26 protein-coding genes are annotated in these 25,927 nt (G+C 73.9%); 8 read left to right on the top strand and 18 right to left on the bottom strand.

What is annotated here, in order from left to right; all coding sequences use genetic code 11:
• Nucleotides 1–323: 323 nt before the first annotated feature.
• The 9 genes from OZ948_10400 to OZ948_10360 all read right to left on the bottom strand — a co-directional run bounded on the left by OZ948_10400 (nt 324) and on the right by OZ948_10360 (nt 8,952).
• The gene (locus OZ948_10400) at nt 324–1,757 is read right to left on the bottom strand and encodes an outer membrane beta-barrel protein (GenBank protein MEB2345145.1); all 1,434 of its coding nucleotides are present in this window, start codon (nt 1,755–1,757) and stop codon (nt 324–326) included.
• A 506-nt stretch (nt 1,758–2,263) separates the two neighbouring features.
• Nucleotides 2,264–3,022: a TIGR04282 family arsenosugar biosynthesis glycosyltransferase gene (locus OZ948_10395; GenBank protein MEB2345144.1), complete on the bottom strand. Its 759-nt coding sequence runs from the start codon at nt 3,020–3,022 to the stop codon at nt 2,264–2,266.
• Complete coding sequence (locus tag OZ948_10390; protein MEB2345143.1) at nt 3,019–4,053, bottom strand: hypothetical protein; 1,035 nt, start codon at nt 4,051–4,053, stop codon at nt 3,019–3,021. Before OZ948_10390 ends, OZ948_10395 begins: the two co-directional genes overlap by 4 nt.
• Nucleotides 4,050–5,054, bottom strand: coding sequence for an NTP transferase domain-containing protein (locus OZ948_10385; GenBank protein MEB2345142.1), 1,005 nt, complete (start codon nt 5,052–5,054; stop codon nt 4,050–4,052). The genes OZ948_10390 and OZ948_10385 overlap by 4 nt, the downstream gene beginning before the upstream one ends.
• Nucleotides 5,054–5,266 carry a dodecin family protein gene (locus OZ948_10380; GenBank protein ID MEB2345141.1) on the bottom strand — a complete coding sequence of 71 codons (213 nt, stop codon included), beginning with the start codon at nt 5,264–5,266 and terminating at the stop codon, nt 5,054–5,056. The genes OZ948_10385 and OZ948_10380 overlap by 1 nt, the downstream gene beginning before the upstream one ends.
• Nucleotides 5,267–5,279: 13 nt before the next feature.
• A complete protein-coding gene (locus OZ948_10375) occupies nt 5,280–5,501 on the bottom strand; it encodes a dodecin family protein (protein MEB2345140.1) in 222 nt (73 codons plus the stop codon).
• Nucleotides 5,502–5,518: 17 nt separating this feature from the next.
• Nucleotides 5,519–6,508 (bottom strand): tyrosine-protein phosphatase, encoded by a 990-nt coding sequence (locus tag OZ948_10370; protein ID MEB2345139.1) that lies wholly within the window; start codon nt 6,506–6,508, stop codon nt 5,519–5,521.
• A gap of 48 nt (nt 6,509–6,556) precedes the next feature.
• Complete coding sequence (locus tag OZ948_10365; protein MEB2345138.1) at nt 6,557–7,624, bottom strand: lysylphosphatidylglycerol synthase transmembrane domain-containing protein; 1,068 nt, start codon at nt 7,622–7,624, stop codon at nt 6,557–6,559.
• Nucleotides 7,625–7,740: 116 nt separating this feature from the next.
• Nucleotides 7,741–8,952: a metallophosphoesterase gene (locus OZ948_10360; GenBank protein MEB2345137.1), complete on the bottom strand. Its 1,212-nt coding sequence runs from the start codon at nt 8,950–8,952 to the stop codon at nt 7,741–7,743.
• Between the two features lie 112 nt (nt 8,953–9,064).
• Here OZ948_10360 and OZ948_10355 point away from each other — a divergent pair, with 112 nt between their 5' ends.
• Nucleotides 9,065–9,265, top strand: coding sequence for a ferredoxin (locus OZ948_10355; GenBank protein ID MEB2345136.1), 201 nt, complete (start codon nt 9,065–9,067; stop codon nt 9,263–9,265).
• A 55-nt stretch (nt 9,266–9,320) separates the two neighbouring features.
• Here OZ948_10355 and OZ948_10350 read toward each other — a convergent pair whose 3' ends face one another.
• Nucleotides 9,321–11,114: a long-chain-acyl-CoA synthetase gene (locus OZ948_10350; protein MEB2345135.1), complete on the bottom strand. Its 1,794-nt coding sequence runs from the start codon at nt 11,112–11,114 to the stop codon at nt 9,321–9,323.
• A 122-nt stretch (nt 11,115–11,236) separates the two neighbouring features.
• Between OZ948_10350 and OZ948_10345 the strand changes: the two genes are divergently transcribed.
• From OZ948_10345 to OZ948_10325, 5 genes are read left to right on the top strand one after another with little or no spacing between them, the layout of a single operon-like run.
• A complete protein-coding gene (locus OZ948_10345; GenBank protein MEB2345134.1) occupies nt 11,237–11,632 on the top strand; it encodes an OB-fold domain-containing protein in 396 nt (131 codons plus the stop codon).
• A gap of 1 nt (nt 11,633) precedes the next feature.
• Entirely contained in the window at nt 11,634–12,809 is a 1,176-nt protein-coding gene (locus OZ948_10340) for a lipid-transfer protein (GenBank protein MEB2345133.1), read from the top strand.
• Between the two features lie 46 nt (nt 12,810–12,855).
• On the top strand, nt 12,856–13,881 hold the full coding sequence (locus OZ948_10335) for a TIGR03617 family F420-dependent LLM class oxidoreductase (GenBank protein MEB2345132.1): 1,026 nt from the start codon (nt 12,856–12,858) through the stop codon (nt 13,879–13,881).
• 34 nt (nt 13,882–13,915) lie between these two features.
• Nucleotides 13,916–15,634 (top strand): glutamine--tRNA ligase/YqeY domain fusion protein, encoded by a 1,719-nt coding sequence (locus OZ948_10330; GenBank protein ID MEB2345131.1) that lies wholly within the window; start codon nt 13,916–13,918, stop codon nt 15,632–15,634.
• 29 nt (nt 15,635–15,663) lie between these two features.
• Complete coding sequence (locus tag OZ948_10325) at nt 15,664–15,840, top strand: hypothetical protein (GenBank protein MEB2345130.1); 177 nt, start codon at nt 15,664–15,666, stop codon at nt 15,838–15,840.
• Between the two features lie 9 nt (nt 15,841–15,849).
• Here OZ948_10325 and OZ948_10320 read toward each other — a convergent pair whose 3' ends face one another.
• From OZ948_10320 to OZ948_10290, 7 genes are all read right to left on the bottom strand, one after another.
• On the bottom strand, nt 15,850–16,758 hold the full coding sequence (locus tag OZ948_10320; protein MEB2345129.1) for an SDR family NAD(P)-dependent oxidoreductase: 909 nt from the start codon (nt 16,756–16,758) through the stop codon (nt 15,850–15,852).
• A 111-nt stretch (nt 16,759–16,869) separates the two neighbouring features.
• Entirely contained in the window at nt 16,870–18,045 is a 1,176-nt protein-coding gene (locus OZ948_10315) for a steroid 3-ketoacyl-CoA thiolase (GenBank protein MEB2345128.1), read from the bottom strand.
• Between the two features lie 17 nt (nt 18,046–18,062).
• Nucleotides 18,063–19,232, bottom strand: coding sequence for a lipid-transfer protein (locus OZ948_10310; protein ID MEB2345127.1), 1,170 nt, complete (start codon nt 19,230–19,232; stop codon nt 18,063–18,065).
• On the bottom strand, nt 19,229–19,666 hold the full coding sequence (locus OZ948_10305) for a MaoC/PaaZ C-terminal domain-containing protein (GenBank protein MEB2345126.1): 438 nt from the start codon (nt 19,664–19,666) through the stop codon (nt 19,229–19,231). Before OZ948_10305 ends, OZ948_10310 begins: the two co-directional genes overlap by 4 nt.
• Nucleotides 19,663–20,850, bottom strand: coding sequence for an acyl-CoA/acyl-ACP dehydrogenase (locus tag OZ948_10300; protein MEB2345125.1), 1,188 nt, complete (start codon nt 20,848–20,850; stop codon nt 19,663–19,665). The genes OZ948_10305 and OZ948_10300 overlap by 4 nt, the downstream gene beginning before the upstream one ends.
• A 1-nt stretch (nt 20,851) precedes the next feature.
• A complete protein-coding gene (locus OZ948_10295; GenBank protein ID MEB2345124.1) occupies nt 20,852–21,820 on the bottom strand; it encodes a bifunctional MaoC family dehydratase N-terminal/OB-fold nucleic acid binding domain-containing protein in 969 nt (322 codons plus the stop codon).
• Nucleotides 21,821–21,869: 49 nt separating this feature from the next.
• On the bottom strand, nt 21,870–23,066 hold the full coding sequence (locus tag OZ948_10290; GenBank protein MEB2345123.1) for an acyl-CoA dehydrogenase family protein: 1,197 nt from the start codon (nt 23,064–23,066) through the stop codon (nt 21,870–21,872).
• Nucleotides 23,067–23,210: 144 nt separating this feature from the next.
• Here OZ948_10290 and OZ948_10285 point away from each other — a divergent pair, with 144 nt between their 5' ends.
• Together OZ948_10285 and OZ948_10280 are read left to right on the top strand one after the other, a co-directional pair.
• Complete coding sequence (locus tag OZ948_10285; protein MEB2345122.1) at nt 23,211–23,852, top strand: hypothetical protein; 642 nt, start codon at nt 23,211–23,213, stop codon at nt 23,850–23,852.
• A 234-nt stretch (nt 23,853–24,086) separates the two neighbouring features.
• The gene (locus OZ948_10280) at nt 24,087–24,761 is read left to right on the top strand and encodes an HAD family hydrolase (protein MEB2345121.1); all 675 of its coding nucleotides are present in this window, start codon (nt 24,087–24,089) and stop codon (nt 24,759–24,761) included.
• Between the two features lie 33 nt (nt 24,762–24,794).
• On the opposite strand, the gene OZ948_10275 is transcribed toward OZ948_10280, so the two are convergent.
• Nucleotides 24,795–25,916 carry an acyl-CoA/acyl-ACP dehydrogenase gene (locus OZ948_10275; GenBank protein ID MEB2345120.1) on the bottom strand — a complete coding sequence of 374 codons (1,122 nt, stop codon included), beginning with the start codon at nt 25,914–25,916 and terminating at the stop codon, nt 24,795–24,797.
• Nucleotides 25,917–25,927: the final 11 nt, after the last annotated feature.

Below are 25,927 nucleotides of genomic sequence, written 5' to 3'. Positions count from 1 at the left end.
GAGTCTCGACGGCCGGTCGTGGCGGTCACCGCCCCGGCCCGGGCGGGGCCTCACGGTACCACTCCCCGCCCATGGGCGGAGCGGAGCCCCGGCCCCCGGGAGCGTCCTGGCAACGCGCTGGAGGGGAGCAAGGCGCATGCCAAGGGCGAGACGCGGCGCCGCAGCCCGGGGCGGGCGCGCCCGCTTCCCGGGCGGGATCCGGCTGGCGCGAAGTTGTGCAGCGCTGCCCATGCGCTCGGCAGCCGCCGCCGGACGGGGCCGGAAAGAGAAGGGGCGCAGCACCTCGCGGTGCTGCGCCCCCCGGTCAACCCGTCCTGCGGCGATCAGTCGCCGACGAACTTGTTGAAGTTGTAGACGACCTCCAGGAAGAGCGTGACCTGGTCGTCCTCTGTCCAGTAGCCCTGCTGGTCCCCGTTGTTCTCGCCGTAGATCCGGCTCGGACCCTCGTCGAGATCCACGAGATCCCAGCGCGCCTCGGCCCGCACCATCAGCTGATCGGTCAGCAGGTGGTCGAGGGTGCCGGTGACGCTCCAGACCTGCTCGATGTCCTGGTCGTCGAGGACGTTGGTGAAGTTGCAGCCGTCGCTGTTGTTGTACATGCCACCCTGGCGGCCGTTGCAGAGGAGGAAGCCGTCCTCGTCCTGCACGAAGTCACCGCGCAGCGCGATGCCCGTCCGCTCGGTGATGCCGTAGCGACCGGCCAGCGAGACGCCCCACCCGTAGGGATCGAAGTCCGTGCCGTGCGGCTCGTCCATCCAGCCGAAGTCGCCGTTCAGGTACATGCCGAAGCGGTCGGACGGGGTCCACTTGGCGAGCAGGTTGACGGTCCCGGTCTCGTCGCCGTCGAAGCCCAGGGTCTCGCCGCCCCAGATGCCGTTCACGCCGACCGCGAACTGGTCGTTCGCCCAGCCGAGGTGACCCGTCACCGACTTGCGGTCGTTGACGTCCGGGTCGTCCTGCGTGAAGCCGTTCACCCCGCCGATGGCCCAGTCGAAGCCGCTCTCGCCGATCGGGCCGCCGACCAGGATGCCGATGTGGTCGATGGGCTCGAGCATCGTCCAGACCGGACCGCGGGTGATGTTGTAGTTGTAGATCGTCCCGGGCACCTCGGCGCCGAGCAGCGTCGCGAACTTGCCGAACTTCACGACCGTGCCCTCGGGCCCGATCGGCGGCGCGTACTGGACGTAGGCCTGGTAGAGGTAGAGGGCCGAGTCGTCGTTGATGGAGCTGTTGTAGGGACCGCCGCCGTTCAGCCACTTCGCGGTCTTGCCGTACACGAAGTCGGCGCGGAAGCCGGCGCGGTTCTCCTCCGAGATCTCCTTCTCGATCTCGAACCACACCTGGTCCAGCGCGAAGCTGTTGTGGTCGGGATGGAGACGGTCGTAGAACAGGTAGCCATCGCCCATGTTCGTGTCGCCGAGGCCGCCGTTCCGCGCGTCGTTCGGATCGTTGAGGTTGTAGTTGTAGCTACCGGCGACCCAGCCGCCGATCCGCCAGTCGCAGACGAGGCAGCCGAGGCCGGAGCTGGCGCCGCGCGTGTCCGCGAGACCCGACTCCTCGATCAGCGTGGCCTGCTCCTCCACCCGCTGGTTGGCAGCACCGAGCTGATCGTTCGTCGCCTGCAGCTTGTCCTCCATGTTCTGGAGGCGATCCTGCATCTGGCGCAGCTGTTCCTGCACGTCCTCCGCCATCGCGAGCGACGGCGCGAGACCGGTAGCGAGCCCACCGATGGCGAAGGCCGCGAGAGCGGCCGTCAACCGAGATCGCATTCTCGTACCCCTCCTTGTCGCGTTGCTTGGTGCGTACGGCGGTCTGGAGCCGAACCCCGAGCGACGTCGAAAGCTAACGAACGCCCCCTGCGGAGCGAAACCCGATCGAGGCAACATTTGCGCGAATCGGGCCTTGCAGCATGGGACCAGGTGTTCGCAGTCCTCGATGTCGGGGGAATCGAAGTGCAGGAGAAGCGACGTGTGTGTCGATTTCCCTACTGGTGGGCTCACCCCCCTGATCAGCCCACCACTCCCTACCGCACCGGAGTCGACGGAGCCCGCTGCCTGGGTCCGATCCGCCCTCGCGGCCGAACCGCTTCCCGGACACACGGGCGCCGGCCATCCCGGTCACCATGCGAGGCTTCCTTTCGGGAGCCGCGCGCGCGCACTTTACCCTTTTCTGGGTGCGCACGCAGCTCAATACCCTAGGGCCCGCCAAAGTGCAACGGCCATGCCCAACCCCCCGTTCCGGGGCGGATCCCGTCAGCGGATCGTCACGGCTCCTGCGGCCCGGCTGCCCTCCGGCTGCGGCCCGCTCCGGGACCATCGGCGGCGTGCGGCCAGAGCCCTTGCGCGCCGAGCCACGCGAGCGTGCGCGGGCAGGGAGGCGACGCAGTTCCATGTCGAGCGCCGGCAAGCTGGCGCAGGTCCTCGAAGCGATCGACGTCGAAGCCCGGCGCGAGACGGGCGACGCGGAGCCCCAGACGCGCCGCCTGCTCGACGGTGTCGGCCAGCACCGACGGCGTGCTCGTCGGGGGATCGAAGAGCGTGGGGCCCGCGAGGCCGCGCAGGAGGGCACGCGCGCCGAGCGCGACGAGGCCGTAACCGCCGTCCCGATCCGGGGACAGCGCGACGTCGGCCCCGGCGAGCGTGCGGAGTGCCTCGCGCAGCGCGGGCTCGGCGAGCGCCGGGCTGTCGCTCCCGCGCAGCAGCACGCAGCGCGCGCCGGCTGCGGCGGCTTCGCGCGCCGCCCGGAGCATGCGCGCGCCCAGGTGCGGCCCTCGCTGCGCAAGGACGCGGAAGCCAGCGGGAGCCGCCGCCGCGAGCTCCGCGCAGGCCTCCGGCGGATCGGCGGCCAGCACGGCGGCGAGCCCGAGCGCGCGGGCCGCGCGCGCCGACTCGTCGAGCGCGTCCGCGAGCAGGCAGCCGTAGAGGCCCGCCGCCTGCTCGGGCGTGAGGGGTGGACACAGGCGCGTCTTCACCCGCCCGGGCTCGGGGCGCTTCGCGAAGACCACGAGCCAGCCGGGCGTCACGGCGCGCCCGCGCTCGCCCCCACCCGCGCAGCCGCGAAGGGCAGGACCGCGACGCGCGCGCGGCCGCCCTCGCAGGCGAGCTCGGTGCCGGGCCCGGCGTGGGCCGCCCGCACGTAGCCGAGCGCGATCGCGCCGGCCGCCGGCGAGCGCGCCACGCTCGTGAGCTCGCCCACCTTCGTGCCCGCGTGGAGGAGCGCCGCGCCGGGCGCCGGGAGCGCCGCGTCCGGCGCCTCCGGCGCGAGCAGGAGGCCCACGAGGAGATGCCCCACCCGCGCGCGCGAGTGCATGCGCGCGACCACCTCCTGCCCCGTGTAGCAGCCCTTGGTGAACGAGACGGCCCGCTCGACGAGCCGCGCCTCGGCCGGCAGCACCTCCTCGCCGAGCTCGGCGCCCGCCGCCGGAACCCCCGCCTCGATGCGGAGGATCTCGAGCGCGGCGGGATCCCCCCAGGCCGCCCCGGCCGCCGCGCCGGCCGCGCGCAGCGCCTCCCTGGCGGCCTCCTCGGCCGCCCGCGGCACGAAGAGCTGGAGGGCCGGCTCCCCGCTCCACCCGAAGGCCGCCACGAGCGCCTCCGCCCCGGCGATCCGCAGCGGCGCCCAGGCGTCGGGGAGGAGCTCGAGGGCCGCCCCGGGCGCGGCCGCGGCGAGCAGCGCGCGCGCGCGCGGGCCCTCGATCGCGAAGCGCGCCCAGCCGGCGCCGCGATCGGCGATGCGCACGTCGTCGGCGATCACGTACTTCTCGAGGCGCGCGGCCACGGCGGCGGCACACGCCGCGGCCGTCTCCAGCCACAGCTCCCCCGGCCGGGCAAGCACGTGCAGGCCGGCCACGATCCGGCCCTGGGGTGTCAACACCAGCGCGTAGCAGCCCGAGCGCGGGCCGGCGGGGTCGAGGCCCGCGACGTCGTTGCTGAGCTGGCCCTGGAGGAAGCGCACGCGGTCGGCGCCGGAGACGGCGAGGAGCGCGCGCGACGCGAGCGGGAAGATCGCGGCGCCGGTGCGTGCCGCGCGCAGCGCGTCGCCCGGGTGGCTCACGACGCCCCTTCCGCCCGCGCTGCGGCGGCCGGCAGGGCCCCGTAGACGCGCGCGACCCGCGCGTGCTGGCGCTCGTGCCAGCGCTCGTAGCAGGCCGCCGCGGCGTCGTAGTCCTCCTCGTTGTCGAGGTCCACGGCGCAGCCGCCGCCCTCGGTCACGACGAAGCGGAAGCGCGTGCGGAGCAGGCTGCTGCAGCCCTTCTCGATCCGCGCGACCGTGATCCGGTTGCGGAGCCAGTCCGCGAGCCGCCGCCACCCCCGGCGGTCCGCGATCCCGGCCAGGTGCATCAGCACGAAGTAGTAGAGGACCGAGGGCCCGCCTTCCTCGATGCGCAGCAGCCGCCAGCCGAGCGCCAGCATCTGGCCGAACTGCCGCTGGTAGCGGTGCTCGTAGAGGTCCTCGATGTAGTGGCGGTTGCCGAGCAGCGCCGGGCGCGCGAAGTGCAGGTTGCTCTGCCGGAAGCGGCCCTCGCGCAGGTTGAAGTACGCCATGCGGATGCCGGGCGCGCCGGGCGCCTCCGGATAGAAGTCGGCCATCGCCTCCTCGGTGCACAGGCCGAGCGCGTAGTCGCACTCCGTGGCGAAGCTCTGGCGCACGAAGGCGGAGACCTCCTCGGCCGTCGCGAAGGGCAGGTCCGCGGAGAGGTAGAGGACGGGCACCTGCTCGTCGGCCGGGCCGGCCGGATCGCGACCTTCGGCGCCGGCGCCGGGCAGGAGCCGCCGGTAGGTCTCCCAGGCGTTCTCGTAGAGGTTGCGGAACTGCGGCACCACGTGGAGCGGCTTGCGCAGCCGCTCGCGCTCGGCCGGGTCCGCGAAGACCCGCTCGAGGCGCGGCGCGTCGCCCACCACCCACACCGCGTCCACCTCGGGCACGGCCTGCAGCACCTCGACGACGTGTGCCACGAGCGGCCGCCCGGCCAGCGCCAGGTACGGCTTGCTCTCGCCGTGGACCGCGCGCGCGGCGCGGCGATCCCCCGCCGCGACGACCGCGGTGACCCGCACTACCCGCGCGGCTCCTCGAGGATGAAGATGACCTGCATCGTCACCAGGTACTCCGTGATGCGCCCGTCCTCGACGCGGGCCTTCTCGGCGAGCACCTGCAGGCCGGTGATGTTGCGCAGCGTCTTGCTGGCGCGCTCGAAGCCGCGCTCGATGGCGTCCTGCCAGCCGATCGTGGAGGCCGAGGTGATCGTGGACACGGATGCGACGGCCATGGCCCGGCTCCTCCTACCAGTGCAGCTCGGTCTCGGGCGCCATGTCGAAGACGAGCCGCAGGCGCACGCGGTACTCGGCGATCCGCCCGTCCTCGACCTTGACGCGCTTCTCGAGCACCTCGATGCCCGTGATCCCGCGCAGGGTGCGGTTGGCGCGCAGCAGGACGCTGCAGGCGGCGTCCTCGAAGCCCTCGCTCGAGGAGCCGATCAGCTCGTTGACCTTGGCGATCCACACGGCCGTGCCAGCGTAGCTCAGGCGCCCGGCTCGACCTCGAGCGCGAGCCGCAGCGGCGGGGAGCCCATCGCCGCGAACCACTTCACGCCCTCGTCGACCAGGTCCACCTCGAGGCTCCACGCGCCGGGCGCGAGCCGTGGCACCGGCAGCTCGAGCTCGTGGCTGGCCCCGGGCGCGAGGTCGAGGTCTACGAAGCCGCCGCGCAGCTCGATCGGGTCGGCGCCGGGGTCCGCGACGCGGCGCAGGAGGCCCCCCAGGTGCACGCCGCGCTCGCGGCTCGCCCGGAAGCGGATCGGCTCGCGGCTCTCGTTGGTGACCTGCACGCGCAGCGCGTGCTTGCGGCCGGCCCCGAGGCGTGCCGGCGGGTCGAGCGGGGTGATGCGCGCGCGGTAGAAGTACGGATGGTACTCCCCGGCGACCCAGGCGCGGAACGCCGCAGGCGTGTGCGTCCGCCGCCCGGCGGCGAGCCAGGCCTCGTAGTCGTCGAGAACCTGTGGGAGCTCGGAGCGCGAGATCCAGGGCACGAAGCCCTTCGCGTAGGCGAACTGGTCACGCGCGCCGGCGAGGTCGCCGCCGTCGAGCAGCACCGCCACGGCGCCCACGAGCCCGCTGCGCTCGACGCCGCCCTCGCAGTGGAAGAGCAGCGGGCGCGGCGCCGTGTCGAGGACCTCGACGATCTCGCGCAGACGCGGCGCGGGCGGCATGCGCTTGGCACCGAGCCGCACGGTGTGGTGCTCGACGCCGCGGGCCGCGGTCACCGCGCGCTCCTCGGCGAGCCACGCGGAGCCGCCGCGCTCGCCGCGCAGGTTCAACACCGAGCGCAGGCCGAGCCGCTCGATCAGCTCGTCCATCTCCGGCCCGGACGGCTGCGCGCTGCGATAGACCCCGCCCGGCACCACCTCGATCAGGTTCTCGTCGAAGAAGAAGCGGTGCACGGGGCCGGGGGCGAGGAGCAGCACGGCGGCGACGGCGAGGAGCAGGGCGGGGACCAGGAGGCGCAGCCGCATCGCGGGCAACATAGCGGGCGACCCCGGGGCTGCCGGCCCCCGGGAGGATCAGGAGGAGGCGCCGCGCGCGAAGCGGAACAGCCGGCCCAGGCCCACGTGGTCGCGCCATAGAAAGAAGGCGGCGCCCGCCGCCAGCAGCCCGAAGGACCACCAGTGCATCACCAGCGCGAAGGCGAGTGCGATCCCGGCCTGCTCCTCGCCGCGCACGCCGAAGAGCGCGAGCCCCGCCCGCGCCGACGCCTCGAACACGCCGGCGAAGCCGGGCGGAGCGGGCAGCGCGATGCCGAGCATCGTGACCGAGAGCACCACGAGCCCGGGCGCGAAGCCGAGCCGTTCCTGGAGACCGAAGGCGTGCGCGAAGGCGCTCATCATGAGCCCCATCGAGAGGAAGAGCAGCGCGGTGAGCCCCACCACCGCGGCGAGCTGCCCCGGGTTGCGAAGCCCCTGGACGCCCTCCACGAAGGCGACACCGAAGCGGAGGAGCCCGCGGAGCAGGCGGCTGGCGAGCGGCGCGTGCCCGCGCGCCTCGAGCGCGCGCGCCGCGCGCTCGCCGGCGCGCAAGGCCGCCGGGCCGAGCAGCGCCAGCGCGAGCAGGGCGACCAGCACCGGCGCCAGCACGGCCGCGGCCGCGCTGCGCGCGAGATCGGCCACCGGCAGGCGGCGGCCGGCGAACTCGATCGTGAGCTCGGGCAGCTCGACCCAGGCGAGCGCGCCGAGCAGGCAGGCCAGGAGCGCGATCAGGTCGACGACGCGCTCGACCAGCACCAGCGCGAAGCCAGCGCCGAGCGGCACCGCCGCGCGCTCGGCGAAGAGCAGGGGCCGCACCGCCTCGCCGAGCCGGGCGGGGAAGACGTTCACGCAGAAGAAGCCGATCGTCACGATCGCCAGGTGGTCGCGGAAGCCGAGGCCCGGCGCGAGCGGGCGCAGCAGGACCTGCTGGCGCAGCGCGCGGAGGAGGTACTGGACCCCGACCGTCGCGGCGGCCGGCAGCAGCCAGGCGCCGTGCAGGTGCGCCAGGGCGTCGCGCAGGTCCGCGATCGGAACGCCCCAGAGCGCGAGCCCGAGGAAGAGCGCGCCGACCACCAGCCCGAGCGCGAGCGTCCGCAGCCAAGCCACGCGAGCCTCGGTAGCGCAGGCGACCCGGCCCCGCCCCGATTCGCGGGGTCACCAGGAAGGCAGCTTCGAGGCGGTCCGGTTCGCGGCCCCGCGGACGACGATCCCCGGCAACCCTCTCAGGCCGGCTCGAGCGTGAGCAGCGCGAGCTCCGGACGGCTGCCGACCCGCACCCGCGGCCCGGCGAAGCCGATCCCGCGGCTCACGTAGAGATGGGCGCCGCCGTGGCGATAGGCGCCGTTCGGGAAGTCGCTGAACAGGCGTGCCACGTTCCAGCGCGCGGCGGCCGTGCCCGGCAGCGCGATCTGCCCGCCGTGGTAGTGGCCGGACAGGGTCAGCGCGAAGCCGGCCTCCGCCGCCTGCACGAAGGCCTCGGGGCGGTGCGCGAGCAGCAGCGCCGGGCCATCGCGCGGGAGCGAGCGGGCGAGCGCAGCGAGCGCCGGCAGCGTGCCGCCGTGCAGCGACCAGTCGCGCCCGGGATCGTCGAAGCCCGCCACGTAGAGCGGTGCGCGGGCGGGGAGCCGCTGCCACTCGCCGCGCAGGAGCCGGAGCGCGGGCGCGTGCTCCGCGAGGCAGCGCGCGACCCACTCGCGACCGACGAAGGCGTCGTGGTTGCCGAGCACCGCGAAGACCCCGAGCGGCGCCCGCAGCGCGCCGAGCCGGCGCGCGCCGTCGGGCACCGCGTCCGGGTCGTAGTCGAAGAGATCGCCGGTGATCACGACCAGGTCGGGTGCGAGCGCGGCAACGCGAGCGACCAGCGCGTCGAGCGCGTCGCCGTGCAGGCCGTTGCCGACGTGGAGATCGGAGAGGTGCGCGATGCGCAGCCCCGCGAGCGGGGCGGCGAGGCCCGCCACGGCGAGGCGGCGCTCGCTCACCTCGAGCGAGGCGCGGCCCGCCCCGGCCGCCCACGCGAGGATCGCGGCCGTCCCCGCGGCACCGGCGACGGTGGCGGCGCGGAACAGCGTGAAGCCGTGCACCGGCGACAGCCCCACGAAGGCCAGCAGCGCCGACAGCCCGAGCAGGGCCGCGCTGATGGCCGCCACGCCGGCCGCGACCGCGATCGTCGCGAACGACAGTCCGACGTAGCCGGCCGCGAGCCGGCTCGCGAGCGGCCCGCGGTGGCGCGGAGCACCGAGGCACGGCACGAGCCATGCGTTGGCGAGGGCGAGCACGAGCCCGCTGCCCGCGAACAGGCCCCACGGAACCCCTTCGGGTCCAGCGGCCAACGCGACGAGCCAGGCCGCCAGGATGGCCTGGGCGAGACCGAAGCAGATCCCCGTCGCGACCGGGAAGTGCTCGAAGACGACGAGGCGGAGCAGCCGTCGCAGCACACCGGGATCCTCGCGGGAACGCGGCGTGCCCGCCATGCCTTCCGGCACGCGCGCGTCCGCCGGCCCGAAATGATACGTTCCGGCGCTTTCCGGACGGAGAGGAGGCGTTTCGATGGCGCTCAAAGTCGTCGTGGACTACGACCTGTGCGAGGCCAATGCGCGCTGCATGGAGGCGTGTCCCGAGGTCTTCCGGGTGGACGACGACGACAAGCTCCACGTCCTGATCGAGCGCCCGCCGGAGGCCTTGCGCGCGAAGCTCGAGGAGGCGGCGCGGATCTGCCCGCGGCAGGCGATCACGATCGTCGAGGAGTAGCGGGCCGCCTCCGGTAGCCGGCCGAGCGAGCGAGCGCTCGACGTGCGGACCCAGCTCAGTCCGGAGCCGGCGCGATGCCCAGGCGCTCGAGTGTGGCCGCCGTCAGCTCGACGTAGCTGCGGTTGGCGGGGTCGCGCACGAAGAGGGGATCCGGGGCGCAGCGAGCCGCGGAGTAGCCGGCGCGCTGGAGGTCGAGCTTGCGGAGCTTGAAGGTGGAGGTGAGGTCGGGCTCGCGAACCAGGCGCACGAAGAGGGGCGCGGCGTAGGCGGGCAGGCGGGCGGCGGTCCAGGCGAAGAAGGCGGCGCCGTCGAAGCGGGCACCGGCACGCAGGGCCAGCGCGGCCATCCCGGCGCGGCCCTCGGCACCCGCGACCCGCACGCCGTAGACGTTCGCGATCTCGAGCTCCGGGAAGCCCGCCAGCGCCCCGGCCACCTCCTGGGTCGAGACGTTCTCACTCTTCCACCGGAACGTGTCGCCGATCCGGTCCACGAAGTAGAAGTAGCCGTCCTCGTCGCGGCGCAGCAGGTCTCCCGATCGGTACCAGCGGTCGCCGGGCCGCAGCACGTCGCGGAGCACCTTGCGCGCGCTCGCCTCGGGATCGGTGTAGCCCTCGAAGCGGCCGGCGCCCGAGTCGGGCAGGTCCGGGATCATGCCCACGAACTCGCCGGCCTCGCCCGGCCCGCACTCGATGCAGGCACCGGTGGCGTCGCGCGGATGGGTCTCGCTCTCGAGGTCGATGCGCAGGAGCCGCCCGTTGTGCAGCTCCGGGAACGGGATGCGGCCGCAGGAGCCCACCACGCCGTCGAGGTTGATCAGCGAGGTGTTGGCCTCGGTCGAGCTCCAGCCCTCGAGGATGCGCTCGACGCCGAAGCGCTCCGTGAAGACCCGCCACACGTCGGCGCCGAGGCCGGCCCCCATCATGACGCGCAGGCGGTGCGCGCGGTCGTCGGGCCGCGGGGGCTGGTGGGCGAGGTAGCGGCAGATCTCGCCGACGTATTGGAAGCCCGTCACACCATGGCGGCGCACCTCGTCCCAGAAGCGGCTCGCCGAGAAGCGGCGCGCGAGCCAGACCGAGGCGCCCTGCGCGAGGGCGCAGGAGAGGACGACCATCCCGCCCGCGCCGTGGTAGAGCGGCAGCACGCAGGCCAGCACGTCGGCCGGGCCGTAGCCCGCCACCGCCGACATGCCGTCGCCGACCCCGAGCCAGCGCATGTGCGAGAGGCGCGCGGCCTTGGGCAGGCCGGTGGTGCCCGAGGTGTAGACGAAGAGCAGGTCGTCGCCGGCGACCAGGCCCGCGCGCCAGGTGGGATCCGGATCCGTTTCCGGGGCGCCGGCGAGCGCCTCGTCCCACGCGCCGGGACCGGACCCGGCGCCCGGGTCCTGCGCGACGAACGCGGGCGGGGCCGCCGCGCCCAGGGACGCGAGCGCCTCCCGGCACTCGCTGCCCGCGATCAGGAGCTTCGGCGCCACCGCCGCGATCGCGTGCGCGAGCGCGGGGCCGCGAAGCTGCGTGTTGAGCAGTGCGGTGGTGACGCCGAGCTTCGCAAGGCCCATCCAGGTGGCCGGGAACTCGGGGCGGTTCTCCATGAGGAGCGCCGCGACGTCCCCGCGCCGCAGGCCGAGCCCGCGGGCGGCGTGCGCGCTGCGGTTGGCCAGCGCGTTCAGCGCGCCGTAGCCGACCGTGCGCTCCTCGTAGCGCAGGAAGACCCGCTCGGGGTGCGCGGCCGCCCGCTCCTCGAGCCGGTCGCCGACCGTATACGTCTGGCCCGGCCGGTGGCGCAGGGTCGCGGCCGAGAGCTGCGCGAGCTTGCGCTGGGTCTCCTCGCGCGGGACGGGCGGCGGGGGCATCGGCGCGCATGCTAACCCGGGAGCTGCGCGCCGGCGTGGACGGGCGTCGCGTAGGGGCGCGGGATCCACGGGCGTCGCGTGGCAGCGCGGGCGCGCCCTGCCTGGCCTAGAGTCGGGAGCCGATGATCCTGCGCCCCGGCGTGACGCACGACAGCCGCTTCTTCTGGGACGGCCTGCGCGAGCGCAAGCTCCGCATCCAGCGCTGCGCCGCGTGCGGCAGGCTCCAGCATCCGCCCGCACCCATGTGCAGCGCCTGCCATTCCTTCGAGATGGCGGCGATCGAGGCCTGCGGGCGCGGCACCGTCCACAGCTTCGTGGTCGCCGAGCACCCGAAGATCCCGCCTTTCGAGTACCCGAACGTGATCGTGCTGGTCGAGCTCGAGGAGGGCACGCGGCTGGTGTCGCGGCTGCGGGGCGTGGCGCCCGACGCCGTCGCGATCGGCCAGCCCGTGGTGGTCGACTTCGAGCGCGTGGACGACGAGCTGACCCTGCACTGCTTCCGGCCGGCCGGGTCCTAGGGTGGCGCGCGCCTCGTTCGCGGGCCGGGCGGCGATCGCCGGGATCGGGCAGACCGAGTTCTCGAAGCGCTCGGGGCGCAGCGAGCTGCGGCTCGCCTGCGAGGCGACGCTGGCGGCGCTCGCCGACGCGGGGCTCGCGCCGGCCGACGTGGACGGCTTCGCCACCTTCACCATGGACAACAACCCGGAGATCGAGCTGGCGCGCGCGATCGGCGCCGGGCCGCTGCGCTTCTTCTCGCGCGTGCACTACGGGGGCGGGGCGGCCTGCGCGGCCGTGATGCAGGCCGCGCTGGCCGTCGCGTCGGGCGCCGCCGAGGTGGTGGTCTGCTACCGCGCCATGAACGAGCGCTCGGAGCAGCGCTTCGGGATCGGCGTCGTCCCGGGTGCGGCTCCGACCACCGAGAGCGCGCACTTCGGCTGGTACGCCCCCTTCGGGCTGCTGACGCCGGCCTCCTGGGTGGCGATGCAGGCGCAGCGCTACCTGCACGACTTCGGGGCCACCACCGAGGCCTTCGGCCGCGTCTCCGTCGCGTGTCGCCGCCACGCGGCCACCAACCCGGCCGCCTGGTTCCACGGCCGCCCCATCACCCTCGCCGACCACCAGGCCTCGCGCTGGATCGTGCGCCCGCTGCGGCTCCTCGACTGCTGCCAGGAGAGCGACGGCGCGGTCGCGGTGGTGGTGACCACGACCGAGCGTGCACGCGATCTGCGCCGCCCGCCCGCCGTGATCCGCGCCGCCGCCCAGGGTGCGAGCCGCGACCAGCACATGATGACCAGCTACTACCGCGACTCGATCGGCGAGCTACCGGAGATGGCCTTCGTGGCGCGCCAGCTCCACGAGCAGGCCGGCGTGCGCCCGCACGAGTTCCAGACCGCCGTGATCTACGACCACTTCACCCCTTTCGTGCTGGCCCAGCTCGAGGCCTTCGGCTTCTGCGGGCGCGGCGAGGCCAAGGACTTCGTCCGGGACGGGCGCATCGAGCTCGGCGGTGCGCTCCCGATCAACACCCACGGCGGCCAGCTCGGCGAGGCCTACGTCCACGGCATGAACGGGGTCGCCGAAGGGGTGCGACAGGTACGGGGCGAAGCGGTCAACCAGGTGCCCGGCGTGGAGAACGTCCTCGTGACGGCGGGCACCGGCGTCCCGACCAGCGCGATCGTGCTGGGGCGTGGCTGAAGCCCTGGCCCGACGAGCCGACCGCGATCCGGCACCATCGGGGCCGATGGCCTTCGAGGTCTGGGCGACGATGGATCCGCGCCTCGCGCTGCGCGACGTGCCCGCGCACGCGCGCCGCGCCGAGAGTCTCGGCTACACCGGGCTCCAGGTTCCCGAGGCGGTGCACGACGGCCTGCTCGCCGCCGCGCTCGCGCTCGAACACACACGCACCCTGCGGGTCGCGACGAGCGTCCTGGTGGCGTTCCCGCGCAGCCCGATGGTCGTCGCACACGCGGCCTGGGACCTGGCGGCGCTGTCGGGCGGACGCTTCGAGCTGGGGCTCGGCTCGCAGGTGCGCGGCAACGTCGAGGAGCGCTACGGCGTCGCGTGGGCACCGCCGGTCCCGCGCATGCGCGAGTACGTGGGGGCGCTGCGGGCGATCTGGCGCAGCTGGCAGGACGGCGCGCCGCTCGCCTTCGCGGGTGAGCACTACCGCCTGGGCCGCATGCAGCCCTTCTTCGCGCCGGACCCGATCGCGTCGGGGCCGCCACGCGTCGCGCTCGGCGCGGTCGGCCCTGCGATGACGCGCCTCGCCGGCGAGGTGGCCGACACGCTGGTGACGCACCCGACCCAGGCCTGCGCCACGCTGCTGCACGCGCGGGTGGCGCCGGCCGTCGCCGAGGGCGAGCGGCGAGCGGGCCGCGCGGCCGGCGCCTGCGCGATCGTCGCGGGCGGCTTCGTCGCGACCGGGCCCGACGAGGCCGCGGTGCGTGCCGAGCGCGAGCGGATCCGCGGGTACCTGGGCTTCCTCTACTCGACGCCGTCGTACGCCCCTGCGCTCGCGGCCCTCGGGGTCCCCGAGCTCGGCGGCGAGCTCCGGGCGCTCGCCCGCGCCGGGCGCTGGGCCGAGCTGCCCTCTCGGATCCCGGACGAGATCCTCGACGCGGTGGCGCCGGCAGCGTGCTACCCCGGGATCGCGGACGTGCTGCGTGGTCGGCTGGGCACGGTGTGCGCGGGGCTCAGCTTCCCGATGCCCGCCGATCCCGCCGGCGACGAGGGCGCCCGCGCGGCGATCGCCGCCCTGCGCGCCTGACGCGTTCCCGCCGCGTCGTCTAGATTGAGCCGCCATGAGCAGCGCCCCGCGCTCCGGCGGCTCCGACTCCGAGGCTCCGAGCGACTTCCTGCGCGAGAAGGTCACCGGCGACGTGGCGGCGGGCCGGCACGGCGGCCGGGTCGTGACGCGCTTCCCGCCCGAGCCGAGCGGCTGGCTGCACGTAGGCCACTCGCGGCCGATCTGCCTCAACTTCGGCCTCGCCCGCGAGTTCGGCGGGCGCTGCCACCTGCGCTTCGACGACACCAACCCGGTCAGCGAGGAGACCGAGTACGTCGACGCGATCCAGGCCGACGTGCGCTGGCTCGGCTTCGACTGGGGCCCCGATCTCTACTATGCGTCGGACTACTTCGGGCAGCTCTACGCGTGGGCCGAGGAGCTGGTCGCGAAGGGGCTCGCCTACGTCTGCGACCTCTCGTCCGAGCAGATCCGGGAGTACCAGGGCACGCTCACCGAGCCCGGCCGGCCCTCGCCGTACCGGGACCGCGCGGTCGCCGAGAACCTCGATCTCTTGCGGCGCATGAAGGCCGGGGAGTTCGAGCCGGGCGCGCGCGTGCTGCGCGCCCGGATCGACATGGCGTCCTCCGTGCTGCCGATGCGCGACCCGGTGCTCTACCGGATCGTGCGCGCCCGCCACCACCGGACCGGCGACGCCTGGCACATCTACCCGATGTACGACTTCGCCCACCCGCTGTCCGACGCGATCGAGGGCATCACCCACTCGCTGTGCTCGGCGGAGTTCACCGATCACCGGCCGCTCTACGACTGGTTCGTCGAGCACTGCTCGGTGCCGAGCCGGCCGGAGCAGACCGAGTTCGGACGGCTCGATCTCTCCTACACCGTGATGAGCAAGCGCTGGCTCAAGCGCCTCGTCGAGGAGGGGCGCGTACGCGGCTGGGACGACCCGCGCATGCCGACGCTCGCGGGCCTGCGCCGGCGGGGCGTGCCGCCGGCGGCGATCCGCAACTTCAACCGCGACATCGGGATCACGCGCCGCGACATCACGATCGAGCTGCCGCGCTTCGAGCACGCGGTGCGCGACGAGCTCAACCGCACGGCGCCGCGCGTGATGGCGGTGCTGCACCCGCTGCGGGTCGTGATCGAGAACTTCCCCGAGGACGAGACGCTCGACTTCGATGCGGTGAACAACCCCGAGGACCCGGCCGCGGGCACCCGGCGCGTGCCCTTCTCGCGGGTCCTCTACATCGAGCGCGAGGACTTCCTCGAGGAGCCGCCGAAGAAGTTCTACCGGCTCGCGCCGGGACGCGAGGTGCGGCTGCGCGCAGCGTGCCTGATCCGCTGCGAGTCGGTCGTGAAGGATGCGGCGGGGGAGGTCGTGGAGCTGCGCTGCACCTGGGACCCGGCCTCGCGCGGCGGGAACGCCCCGGACGGGCGCAAGGTGGGGGCGACCCTGCACTGGGTGTCGGCCCGCCATGCGCTGCCCGCCGAGGTACGGCTCTACGAGACGCTCTTCACGGTCGAGGATCCGATGGGCGAGGCCGAGCGCCGGGGGCTCGAATACACGAGCTTCCTGAACCCCGCCTCCGAGGCGGTTCTGCGCGGCTGCCGGGTCGAGCCGAGCCTCGCGGACGCGGCGCCGGGGACCGCGCTCCAGTTCGAGCGGCTCGGCTACTTTGCGGTGGACGCCGACTCGAAGCCCGGCGCGCTGGTCTTCAACCGCACGGTGACGCTGCGCGACGAGTGGGCGAAGCTCCAGAAGCGCGGGAGCACGTAGCTGCGGATCCCGCACGAGGGAGGATCCCCGTGGCGAAGCAGCCCGACGACCCCGAGCGGCGCGACCGGGATCCGGCCGCGGAGCTGCTCGCGAGCCGCCAGCCGGAGATCGAGGCGGAGACGCGTTCGGCGCTGCGGCGCGTGGTGCTCGTGATCGTCACCGCGACGCTCGTGGGGCTCGTCCTCTACCTCGCGTACCAGGGATAGCGCGGGGCCTCAGATCGCCGGAACCGTGAAGCCGTCCTTCACCGGCTCGAGCTTCTCGAAGTGCGGGCCGAGCTGCTCCGCGAGGCTCGCGACCGTCCAGCGCTCGGGGCTGTGGAACTTCGTGTCGAGCCGGGGGTGCGACGCCACCGTCACGTCCTTGGCCCAGATCACGAAGACCTGCCCGGAGACGCGCGCCGCGAGTGGTGACGCGAGCCAGCCGACCAGCGGCGAGACGTTCTCGGGCGCGAAGGTGTCGAAGCCCTCCTCGGGCTTCTGGAACATCGCGGCCAGCGGGCCGGCGTCGTTCATGCGCGTGCGGGCGCGCGGCATGATCACGTTGGCGGTGATGCCGTACTTCAGCATCAGCTGCGCCGCCCCCATCGTCAGGGCGACGATGCCGGCCTTCGCGGCCGAGTAGTTGGGCTGGCCGGGCGGCGCGAAGAGCGCGGACTCCGACGAGGTCGTGATCAGGCGCCCGTAGACGCCGGCGCCGGCCTTGGCGCGCTCGCGCCAGAGCGCGGTGGCGTGGCGCATGGTGCAGAAGTGGCCCTTCAGGTGCACGCGGATCACCGCGTCGAAGTCCGCCTCGCTCATGTTGAAGAGCGTCGCGTCGCGCAGGAAGCCGGCGTTGCAGACCACGATGTTGGCGTCGCCGAAGGTCTGGAGCGCCGTGTCGAACATCGCCTTCGAGGCGTTCCAGTCCGCGACGTCGCCGAAGTGCGGCACCGCCTCGCCGCCCGCCGCGCGGATCTCCTCGCAGACCGCGCGCGCCGCGCTCTCGTCGCGCCCGCTGCCGTCGGCCTTGGCGCCGATGTCGTTCACCACCACCCGCGCCCCGAGCCGCGCCAGCTCGAGCGCATGACAACGCCCGAGCCCCGCGGCTCCCCCGGTCACGATCGCAACCTTCCCCTCGAGCATCCTGCCTCCTTCAGAGGCGGGGACAGACCCGGCGATCCGGCGATTCGAGCGGGGGCCTCGCTCGAAAGGGCCAGCGAGCGAATCGCCGGATCGCCGGGTCTGTCCCCGCCCTCAAAGCCTCTCGATGATGGTGCCGGTGCCGACGGCGGCGCCGCAGCACATGGTGACGAGCGCGGTGCTGGCGTTGCGGCGCTCGAGCTCGTGGAGGGCGGTCACGAGCAGGCGCGAGCCGGTGGCGCCGACCGGGTGGCCGAGCGCGATCGCGCCGCCGTTCACGTTCACCTTGGCCATGTCGACGCCCGTCACCTGGGCCCAGGAGAGGACGACGGCCGCGAAGGCCTCGTTGACCTCGAAGAGGTCGATGTCGCTCATCTTCATGCCCGTCTTGCGGAACAGCGCCTCGGTCGCGTCGATCGGGCCGTCGAGCAGGTAGTAGGGGTCGGTGCCGACCACCACGTCCTGCACGATGCGCGCGCGCGGACGCAGGCCGAGGGCCCGGGCCTTCTCGGCGCTCATCCACAGCACGCCGGAGGCACCGTCGCTGATCTGCGACGAGTTGCCCGCCGTGTGCATCCCCGTCGGCAGGACGGGTGCGAGCGCCGCCAGGCCCTCGAGGGTGGTCGGGCGCAGCCCCTGGTCGCGGGTGACGACGCGGGTCTTCCCGCTCGGCGCGCCGGCGTCGTCGAGCACCGGCGCCTCGACCGGCAGGATCTCGCGGTCGAAGCGGCCTTCGGCGACCGCCTGGGCGGCCTTCTCCTGCGAGGCGAGCGCGAAGCGGTCCACGTCCTCGCGCGTGATGCCGCGGTTCTTCGCGATCCGCTCGGCCGCCTCGAACTGCGAAGGCGCCTGGTCCCAGGGCCAGTTGGGGGTCTGGAAGAAGCCGGGGCCGTGGATCACGTTCGCCCCGAGCCCGACGTGGCTCATCATCTCGATCCCGCACGCGACGCCGATGTCGATCGAGCCCGCGGTGACCAGCGCGCGCACCAGGTGGTTGGCCTGCTGGCTCGAGCCGCACTGGGTGTCGACCGTCGTGGCGCCGGCCGTGAAGGACTTCCCGGCCGACAGCCAGGCGTTGCGCGCGATGTTGTTCGACTGCTCGCCGGCCTGGGTCACGCAGCCGCCGATCACCTGCTCGACGTCGCCGGGGTCGATGCCGGCCTTCTCGCACAGCGCGAACTGCACCTTCGCGAGCAGCTGCGTCGAGTGCAGGCCCGACAGGTCGCCCTTGCCCATCTTGCCGCGGGCGATCGGGGTGCGGAGCGCTTCGACGATGACGGCTTCTCGCATGGAGGACTCCTTCGCGTTCAGAGCTGGCCCAGGATCATGCCGCTGGTGGGGACGCCGACACCGGCGGTCACCAGCACGTGGTCGTTCTTCGCGGGCTGGTTGAGCGAGGTCCCGCGGATCAGACGCACGCCCTCGTTCACCCCGTTCATGCCGTGGATGTAGGCCTCGCTGAGCTGGCCGCCGTGGGTATTGCAGGGCAGCCGCCCGCCCACCTCGAGCGCGCCGTCCTTCACGAAGTCCTTGGCCTCGCCCCGCTTGCAGAAGCCGAAGGACTCGAGCTGCCAGAGCACGATCGGGGTGAAGGCGTCGTAGAGGATGGCCGCGTCGACGTCGGAGGGCCCGAGCCCTGCCATCGCGTAGGCCTGCTTCGCGACGAGGTCCATCTCCGGCAGGAAGGTGATGTCGGGCCGGTAGAAGCTCGTCATGTTCTCCTGGTCGCGGGCGGCGGCCTGGCCGATGCCGCGGATCACCGCACCCTTCGCCTTCAGGTCCCGCGCGCGCTCCACCGTCGTCACGATCTGCGCGCAGCCCCCGTCGCTCTCCTGGCAGCAGTCGAAGAGCCGGAGCGGCTCGGCGATCCAGCGCGAGGCCTGGTGGTCCTCGATCGTGAGCGGGACGCCGTGGAAGAAGGCGGCCGGGTTGTTCAGCGCGTGCTTGCGCGTCGAGACCGCCACCTGCGCGAGGTCGCGCCCCGTACAGCCGTAGTCGTGCATGTAGCGCTGCGTGTACATCGCCACCCACGAGGCCGGCGTCAGCAGGCCGAAGGGCAGGTACCAGCTCCAGTGGATCAGGTCCGCCGTGACGATGCCCTCGGAGATGCCGGTCGAGTAGCGGCGCCCCGAGCGCTCGTTGAAGGCGCGGTACACGACGACCGTCCGGGCGACGCCGGTCGCCACCGCCAGCACCGCCTGCTGGAGGACACCGATCGCCGCGCCGCCGCCGTAGGGGATGCGGCTGAAGAAGGTGAGGTCGCCGATCCCGACGGCGCGCGCCAGCTCGATCTCGTCGCTCGAGTCCATCGTGAAGGTGGTCATGCCGTCCACGTCCGCCGGCGAGAGGCCGGCGTCGTCGAGCGCCGCCCGCACCGCCTCGCAGGCGAGCTGGAGCTCGGAGCGCCCCGAGTTCTTGGAGTACTCGGTCTGCCCGATCCCCACGATCGCGGCCCGGTCCTGGAGCGGGCTCGTCATCGCCCGGTCCCCTGCTCGCGCGGCAGCGCGAGCCGCACCGTCCCCGTCACGTGGTTGCCCCAGGCGTTCTTGCCCGCGATCTCCACGACCAGCTCCCCCTTCGCCTCGTCCTTGCTCTTCACGCTGCCGGCCATCTTCATGGTGTCGCCGGGGAGGTTCGGCGCGCCGAGCTTGATCGCGACGCCCCGCAAGAGCGCATCCGGCCCGGCCCAGTCGGTGACGTAGCGCCCGACCAGCCCGTTGGTGGTGAGGATGTTCATGAAGACGTCGCCCATGCCCTGGGCCTGGGCGGCGGCCCGGTCGTGGTGGACCGGGGTGAAGTCGCGCGACGCGAGCGCGCCGGCCACGACGAGGGTCACGGTGATCGGGATCGGCAGCTCGGGGAGCGCCTCGCCCACCTGCACGGACTCGAAGCGGCGCGTCGTCGGCGTCATGCGATCTGGGCCTCCGGACCGGGCGGGCTCGCGGCCAGCTCGCGGCCGAGCGTGGCCAGGGTGGGGGCCGCACCGCCGACGCCCTGCGCGAGCGAGCGCGACCACAGGAAGTAGCGATGGATCGGGTAGTCGACGTCGACCCCGAGGCCGCCGTGCAGGTGCTGCGTGGTGTCGGTGATGCGCTGGCCGGCCTCGGCAGCCCAGAAGCGCGCGACGAGCAGCTCGCGCGCGGCCGGGAGCCCCTCGGCGAGCCGCCAGGCCGCGCGCCAGGTCGTCCAGCGGAGTGCCTGGAGGTCGATCCAGGCGTCGGCGGCCCGCTGCTGGACGGCCGGGAAGGAGCCGATCGGCGCGCCGAACTGCTCGCGCTCGCGCAGATGGCCGGTGGTGATCTCGAGCGCCCGCTCGCAGACACCGATCTGGGTGGCGCAGGCCGCGATCACGCCACAGTCGTGGGTGAAGCGAGCGACGGCGGAGCCGTCGCCCATCCGGCTGGCGGCGGAGCCGTCGCCCATCCGGCTGGCGGCGGAGCCGTCGCCGCCGAGGCGGTCCGCGCCGGCGACGCGCGCGCCGTCGAGCTCGAGCGCGAAGAGGGGCGTGCCGGTGGACATGCGCGCTGCCGTCCAGCTCACCCCGGCGGCCGCGGGATCGAGCAGGAAGACCCCCGTGGCGCCGTCGAGCGCGGCCGGCACGAGCACGCGCGCGGCGCGCGGGCCGAGCGGAACGAAGCGCTTGGCGCCGTCGAGCCGGACGTCGCTGCCGTCGCGGCGGGCGCGCGTGGCGGGCCGTTCGACGTCGCCCGAGCCGGGGTCGTCGAGCGCCGCCGAGAGCAGCGCCTCGCCCGACGCGAGCGGTGCGAGCCAGGCCGCCTGCTGGGCGGCGTCGCCGAAGCGCGCGATCGGAAGCCCGCCCGTGACGAGCGCCGCGCCCACCGGCGCCGGGGCCACCGCGCGCCCCACCTCCTCGCAGAGCGCGAGGAGCTCGGGCAGGCCGAGCCCCATGCCGCCCTGGGTCTCCGGCACGGCGACACCGAGCAGATTCGCCTCGGCGAGCGTCGCCCAGAGCCGAGCATCGAAGCCGTCCGCAGCCTCGGCCGCCCCGAGCCGCTCGCGCGTCACCTCCTTGTCGAGGATGCCGCGCGCCAGCTCGCGGATCGCCGCCTGCTCCTCGCCGGGCCGGAAGTCCACGCTACCTCCCGCCCGCGGGATGGAAGAAGGGGAGCTTCAGCGCCTCGTCGGCCGCCTCGATGCGCGCCTGCACGCGCATACCGATCCGGATCTCGTCCGGCTTGCAGCCGGCCATGTTCGCGACGATCCGGGTCCCCTCGTCGAGGTCGACGAGCACGACCGGCAGCGGGTAGTCGTAGCCGGGCACCGGCGGGTGGTGCAGCACGACGTAGCTGTGGACCGTTCCGGCGCCCTTCGAGACGACCCAGTCCCACTCGATCGACTGGCAGCTCCCGCACATGGGCCGCGGCGGATGGCGGAGCGTCCCGCACGCCTTGCAGCGCTGGATGCGCAGCTCGCCGGCGGCGATGCCCTCCCACCACCACTGGTTGTCGTGGCCGAGCGGGGGCGCGAGGCGGCGGGGCTTCGGGGGGGCCGCGGCGTCGCTCGGGGCGGCCGCGGAGGCCGGCTGAGCGGGTCTGAACTTCAGGACCCGGAAGGTCATCCAGCCCAGCTCCTCGCCGTGCTGGTCCGTGAAGATGGTGCGCGTGTCGATGAAGTACCCGACGCCGAGGGCGGTCGCCTTCTGCTCCGAGATCGCCTCGATCACGGTGGACGAGACGACCTCGTCGCCGGGCCGCAGGTAGCGCGTGTAGCCCTGCTCGCTGTTGGTGGCGACGACGGAGGGGTAGCCGGCCTCCGTCAGCAGGCGATGGACCGCGAGCTGCTCGTCGCTCGAGTCCTCCATCTGCGCGGCCATCGCCATGCCGCGCATGCTCCAGGCCTGGAGCATCGTCGGCGGTGCCACGAGGCCGCCATGAACGGACTTCTCGGCGGCGCCGCGGTCCGTATACACCGGGAGGTGGTCCTCCATCGCCTCGCACCACACGCCGATCATCGCCTCGTTGACGGGATAGGGTCCGGTCGCCGGCGGCCCGGTCCTGCGTCCGACGAACGCGCGCAGCTTCGCCTCGAGCTCCTGCCTGTCCATCGTGCCTCCGCTCAGGCCCGCACGCCTTCCGATTTCGCTCGCCTGCGGCTCACTGCGCGCGGGCTCCGCGCGCCTGCCGGGGAAGTCCGAGCGCTGCCAGCGCGATGATCTCGCGCTGCACCTCGTTGACGCCGCCGCCGAAGGTGAGCGTGGTGGCGGCCCGGTAGGCGCGCTCGAGCATGCCGCCGAAGAGCGCGCCGGGCTCCCCCTCGCGCACGAGCCCCGCCGGCCCCGTGATCTCGAGCAGGAGCCGGTAGCACTCCACGAAGAACTCGGTGCCGAGAACCTTCACCGCCGAGGCGTCGGCCGGGTGCGGCTGGCCCGCCTCGAGCGACCAGGCCGAGCGCCAGTTCAGCACCTTCAGCGCCTCGAGCTTCGCGTAGACACGAGCGAGCTGGAGCTGCACCCACGGCTCGTCGAGCAGGCGCCCGCCGCCCGGCTTCTCCACCTTTGCCGCCCAGCCCCAGACCGCCTCGAGCAGGGCGTCGGCGGTGCCCGGCGTCGCGAGCGTCACGCGCTCGTGGTTGAGCTGCGAGGTGATCAGCCTCCAGCCGCCGTTCACCGGCCCGACCGTGTGGGCGACCGGCACCCGCACGCCCTCGTAGTAGGTGGCGTTGGTGCGCTCGCCCCCCACCGTGCGGATCGGGGTCACCGTGAAGCCCGGTGACGAGGTCGGCACCAGGATGATCGTGATGCCCTTGTGCTTCGGAGCCTCGGGATCGGTGCGGGCGGCGAGCCAGACGTAGTCCGCGTCGTGCGCGTGGGTCGTGTAGATCTTCTGGCCGTCGATCACCCACTCGTCGCCCTCGCGCACCGCAGTGGTTCGCAGCGAGGCGAGGTCGGTGCCGGCACCCGGCTCGGTGTAGCCGATCGCGAAGAAGAGCTCGCCGCGCAGGATCCCGGGCAGCAGCGCGCGTTGCTGCTCCGGCGTGCCGTGGGCCATCAGCGTGGGGCCGATCGTGTTGACGGAGATGATCGGGAGCGGCGCGTGCGCCCGGTAGGTCTCCTCCCAGAAGATCAGCTGCTCGAGCGGGCCCCGGCCCTGGCCCCCGAACGCGCGCGGCCAGCCGATCCCGAGCCAGCCGTCGCGCCCCATGCGCCCGACCACCTCGCGGAAGACGGGCCCGCCCATGTCGTCCCACTCGGCGTCGAGCGCCGCGCGCAGGGCCGGCGTGAACAGCTCCCGGTAGTACGCGCGCAGCTCGTGGCGCAGGGCATTCTGCTCGGCCGTGAAGTCGAGGTGCATCGGGGGGTGGGGCTCCGGAGGCGCAGCACGAGAATGAAACGTGTTTCAATATTGCCGAGCCGGTGCGAACCGGCAAGCCCCGACACCTCCGACCCCGGACCGGCCACCTATCCGGGAAGGACGGACCGCGTCCGGGAGGTGGGGATGCGTTTGGGAATCCTGGCGCTCGCGATCGTCTGGGCTCTCGCCGGAACACCGGGACGAGCGCTCGCCACCACGGTCTTCGAACGACCGGCCGCCGACCCGTTCCTGGCCGGCACCCTGTTCAGCGATCTCCAGCGCCTCCGCGAAGCCGCCACCCCGTTCGCCCTCTCGCAGCCGGCCGGCATCGACGCGCTCGTCTGGTGGGGCGGCTACTTCTCGTTCGAGGAGGTCCCGAACCCCGGGACGAGCCCGTTCGAGATCCGCTTCTTTGCCGACACGGGCGCCGGGCCGGAGGCGACGCCCTTCCTGGTCGCTGCCGTCACCGCCACGATCTCCGCGTTCCCAGCCTCGCTGCAGCAGTTCGAGTACGAGGCGCGGCTGCCCGCCGAGCTCGCCCTGGGCGCCGGCCTTTGGTGGATCTCGATCGTCGACGTCGACACCGCGCCGCCGACCTTCGCATGGCGCAAGGGCAGCGAGGTCGCTTCGTCCTTCTCGCGGCCTCCGGCGGGAGGCTGGGAGCAGACGCACGGGCTCGCGAGCGTCCGGCTCGAGGGGCGGGTCCTGCCGGAGCCCGGCCCGGTGCTGCTCGCCGCGATCGGCCTCGCCCTCCTGGGCGCCCGCGCGCAGCGGCACGCTCGCTAGTGCCCTGTGTCGGAAGTTCGCCTGCATTCGATCGCGGCTACGGGCCGCTCGCAGCGTTGCGCTCCCGCCCCATGGCGACGGCCATGGCTCGGTCGCGCGCCTTGCGAGCGGCCCGTAGCCGCGATCTCGGTGCACACCCAGCCGCCCGCGACGGCTCGAGACTTCGACGGCGAACTTCCGACACCGGACACGAGCCGGCTGGCCGCCTCCGCGTGAAGCCGCCACCCTGCGCGCGTGCGCGCCGTCCTCTTCGACTTCGACTACACGCTCGCGGACTCCTCCGACGCGATCGTCGAGTGCTTCGGCGCGGGGCTCTCGGCCGTGGGGCTGCCGGCGGTTCCGGCCGAGCGGATCCGGCGCACGATCGGGCTGCCCCTGCCCGAGGCCCTGTGGGCGCTCCACGGCGTGGCCGACGCGACGCTGGCGGCGCGCTTCCGCGAGGGCTTCCACACGCTGGCCGAGCGCATCATGCACGAGCGCACGCGGGTCTTCGAGCCGGTCGCCGGCGTGATCGCGGCGCTGCGCGCCAGCGGCCTCGCCACGGCCATCTGCTCGACCAAGCGCCGCGGCCAGATCGAGCGCATCCTCGCGCGCCACGCGCTGCTCGACGGCTTCGACGCGATCGTCGGCGGCGAGGACGTGACGCGCCACAAGCCCGCCCCCGACGCGCTGCTGCTCGCGCTCGCGCAGCTCGGCGTCGCACCCGAGGGCGCGCTCTACGTCGGCGACCACCGGGTGGACGCCGACGCCGCGGCGCACGCGCAGGTCCCCTTCGTCGCCGTCCTGTCGGGCCCCTCGCCGCCGGAGGACTTCGCGGGTCGTCCGGTCCGCGCCTTCCTCGGCTCGGTGGCCGAGCTGCCGGCCCTGCTGGCCACCTCCCCGGCGGCCCGCGGAGGCCAGCGCGCGTAGCTCCCGATCCGCCGGGGACCGCCGGGACGCCGGCTACGCCGGCTGCGCCAGGCGGTCTCCGATCGCGGCGAGCTGCGCCGACGCGGGGCCGAGCGTGAGCTCGATCTGGCGTGCCCACAGGTAGTAGCGGTGGATCGGGTAGTCGACGTCCACGCCGATCCCGCCGTGCAGGTGCATCGCGGCGTACGCGATCGCGTGTCCGGCGTCGCCGGCGAAGAACTTCGCGATCTCGACCGCGTCGCTCGCCGGCTCTTCGCGCGCGAGCAGGTCGGCCGCCTGCCAGGTGACCAGCCGGAGCGCCTCGAGGTCGCAGTAGGCGTCGGCGGCGCGGGTGTGCACGGCCTGGAAGCTCCCGATCGGGCGGTCGAACTGCTGGCGCTGGGCCGCGTAGCCGGCGGTGATGCGCAGCGCCTTCTCGGCGACGCCGACCTGCATCGCGCAGAGGGCCGCCCGGGCGCGCTCGACCGTCCACTGGAGCGCCGCCCGGCCGGCCGCGCCCGGCGCGACCACGACGGCGTCGGCCGCGACCGGCGCGCCGTCGAGCGCAAGCCAGCCCTGGATCGAGCGGTCCGTCGCGAGCTGCGGCTCGAGGCTCGTGCCCGCGCCGCGCGGATCGACGAGGAAGAGCCCGACGCCGCCGGGGCCGGTGGCAGGGACCAGCACGCGCTCGGCGACGTGGGCGGCGGGCACGCAGAACTTCACGCCCGCGAGGCGCCAGCCGGCGCCGTCCTGCGTGGCCTTCGTGGCGGGCGCCAGCGGATCCACGTTGTCCGGCTCCGCGAAGGCCGCGCTCAGGATCGTGCGTCCGGCGACGAGCGGCGGGAGCCAGCGCTCCTGGAGCGTTGCGTCCGCAAAGCGCGCGATCGGCAGCGCGGCACCGGCCAGGGCGGCCCACGCCGGCACCGGCGCCACCGCGCGGCCGATCTCCTCGAGCAGCACGCACAGCTCGAAGACGCCGTAGCCGCTCCCCCCGACCGCCTCGGGCAGCGCCGCCCCGAGGAGGTTCGCCTCGGCGAGCGTCGCCCAGAGCTTCCGGTCGACGCGCTCGTCGCTCCTCTCGACCTCGCGCAGGCGATCGGGCGTCGCCTCGGCCTCGAGGATCTTGCGCGCGAGCTCGCGCAGCGCGTTCTGTTCGTCGGTGAACGAGAAATCCACGGCAGGAGCCT

This window comes from Deltaproteobacteria bacterium, from assembly GCA_035063765.1.
Classification (GTDB): domain Bacteria; phylum Myxococcota_A; class UBA9160; order UBA9160; family PR03; genus CAADGG01.
The sequence above is the reverse complement of the archived record's forward strand: the minus strand, read 5'-3'. Positions and strand labels throughout refer to the sequence as shown.

Coding starts and splice junctions, on each gene's coding strand:
- OZ948_10380 (MEB2345141.1), bottom strand. CDS start 5,266: ATGGCCGTCGCATCCGTGTCCACGATCACCTCGGCCTCCACGATCGGC.
- OZ948_10370 (MEB2345139.1), bottom strand. CDS start 6,508: ATGCGGCTGCGCCTCCTGGTCCCCGCCCTGCTCCTCGCCGTCGCCGCC.
- OZ948_10355 (MEB2345136.1), top strand. CDS start 9,065: ATGGCGCTCAAAGTCGTCGTGGACTACGACCTGTGCGAGGCCAATGCG.
- OZ948_10350 (MEB2345135.1), bottom strand. CDS start 11,114: ATGCCCCCGCCGCCCGTCCCGCGCGAGGAGACCCAGCGCAAGCTCGCG.
- OZ948_10345 (MEB2345134.1), top strand. CDS start 11,237: ATGATCCTGCGCCCCGGCGTGACGCACGACAGCCGCTTCTTCTGGGAC.
- OZ948_10335 (MEB2345132.1), top strand. CDS start 12,856: ATGGCCTTCGAGGTCTGGGCGACGATGGATCCGCGCCTCGCGCTGCGC.
- OZ948_10330 (MEB2345131.1), top strand. CDS start 13,916: ATGAGCAGCGCCCCGCGCTCCGGCGGCTCCGACTCCGAGGCTCCGAGC.
- OZ948_10320 (MEB2345129.1), bottom strand. CDS start 16,758: ATGCTCGAGGGGAAGGTTGCGATCGTGACCGGGGGAGCCGCGGGGCTC.
- OZ948_10315 (MEB2345128.1), bottom strand. CDS start 18,045: ATGCGAGAAGCCGTCATCGTCGAAGCGCTCCGCACCCCGATCGCCCGC.
- OZ948_10310 (MEB2345127.1), bottom strand. CDS start 19,232: ATGACGAGCCCGCTCCAGGACCGGGCCGCGATCGTGGGGATCGGGCAG.
- OZ948_10305 (MEB2345126.1), bottom strand. CDS start 19,666: ATGACGCCGACGACGCGCCGCTTCGAGTCCGTGCAGGTGGGCGAGGCG.
- OZ948_10295 (MEB2345124.1), bottom strand. CDS start 21,820: ATGGACAGGCAGGAGCTCGAGGCGAAGCTGCGCGCGTTCGTCGGACGC.
- OZ948_10290 (MEB2345123.1), bottom strand. CDS start 23,066: ATGCACCTCGACTTCACGGCCGAGCAGAATGCCCTGCGCCACGAGCTG.
- OZ948_10285 (MEB2345122.1), top strand. CDS start 23,211: ATGCGTTTGGGAATCCTGGCGCTCGCGATCGTCTGGGCTCTCGCCGGA.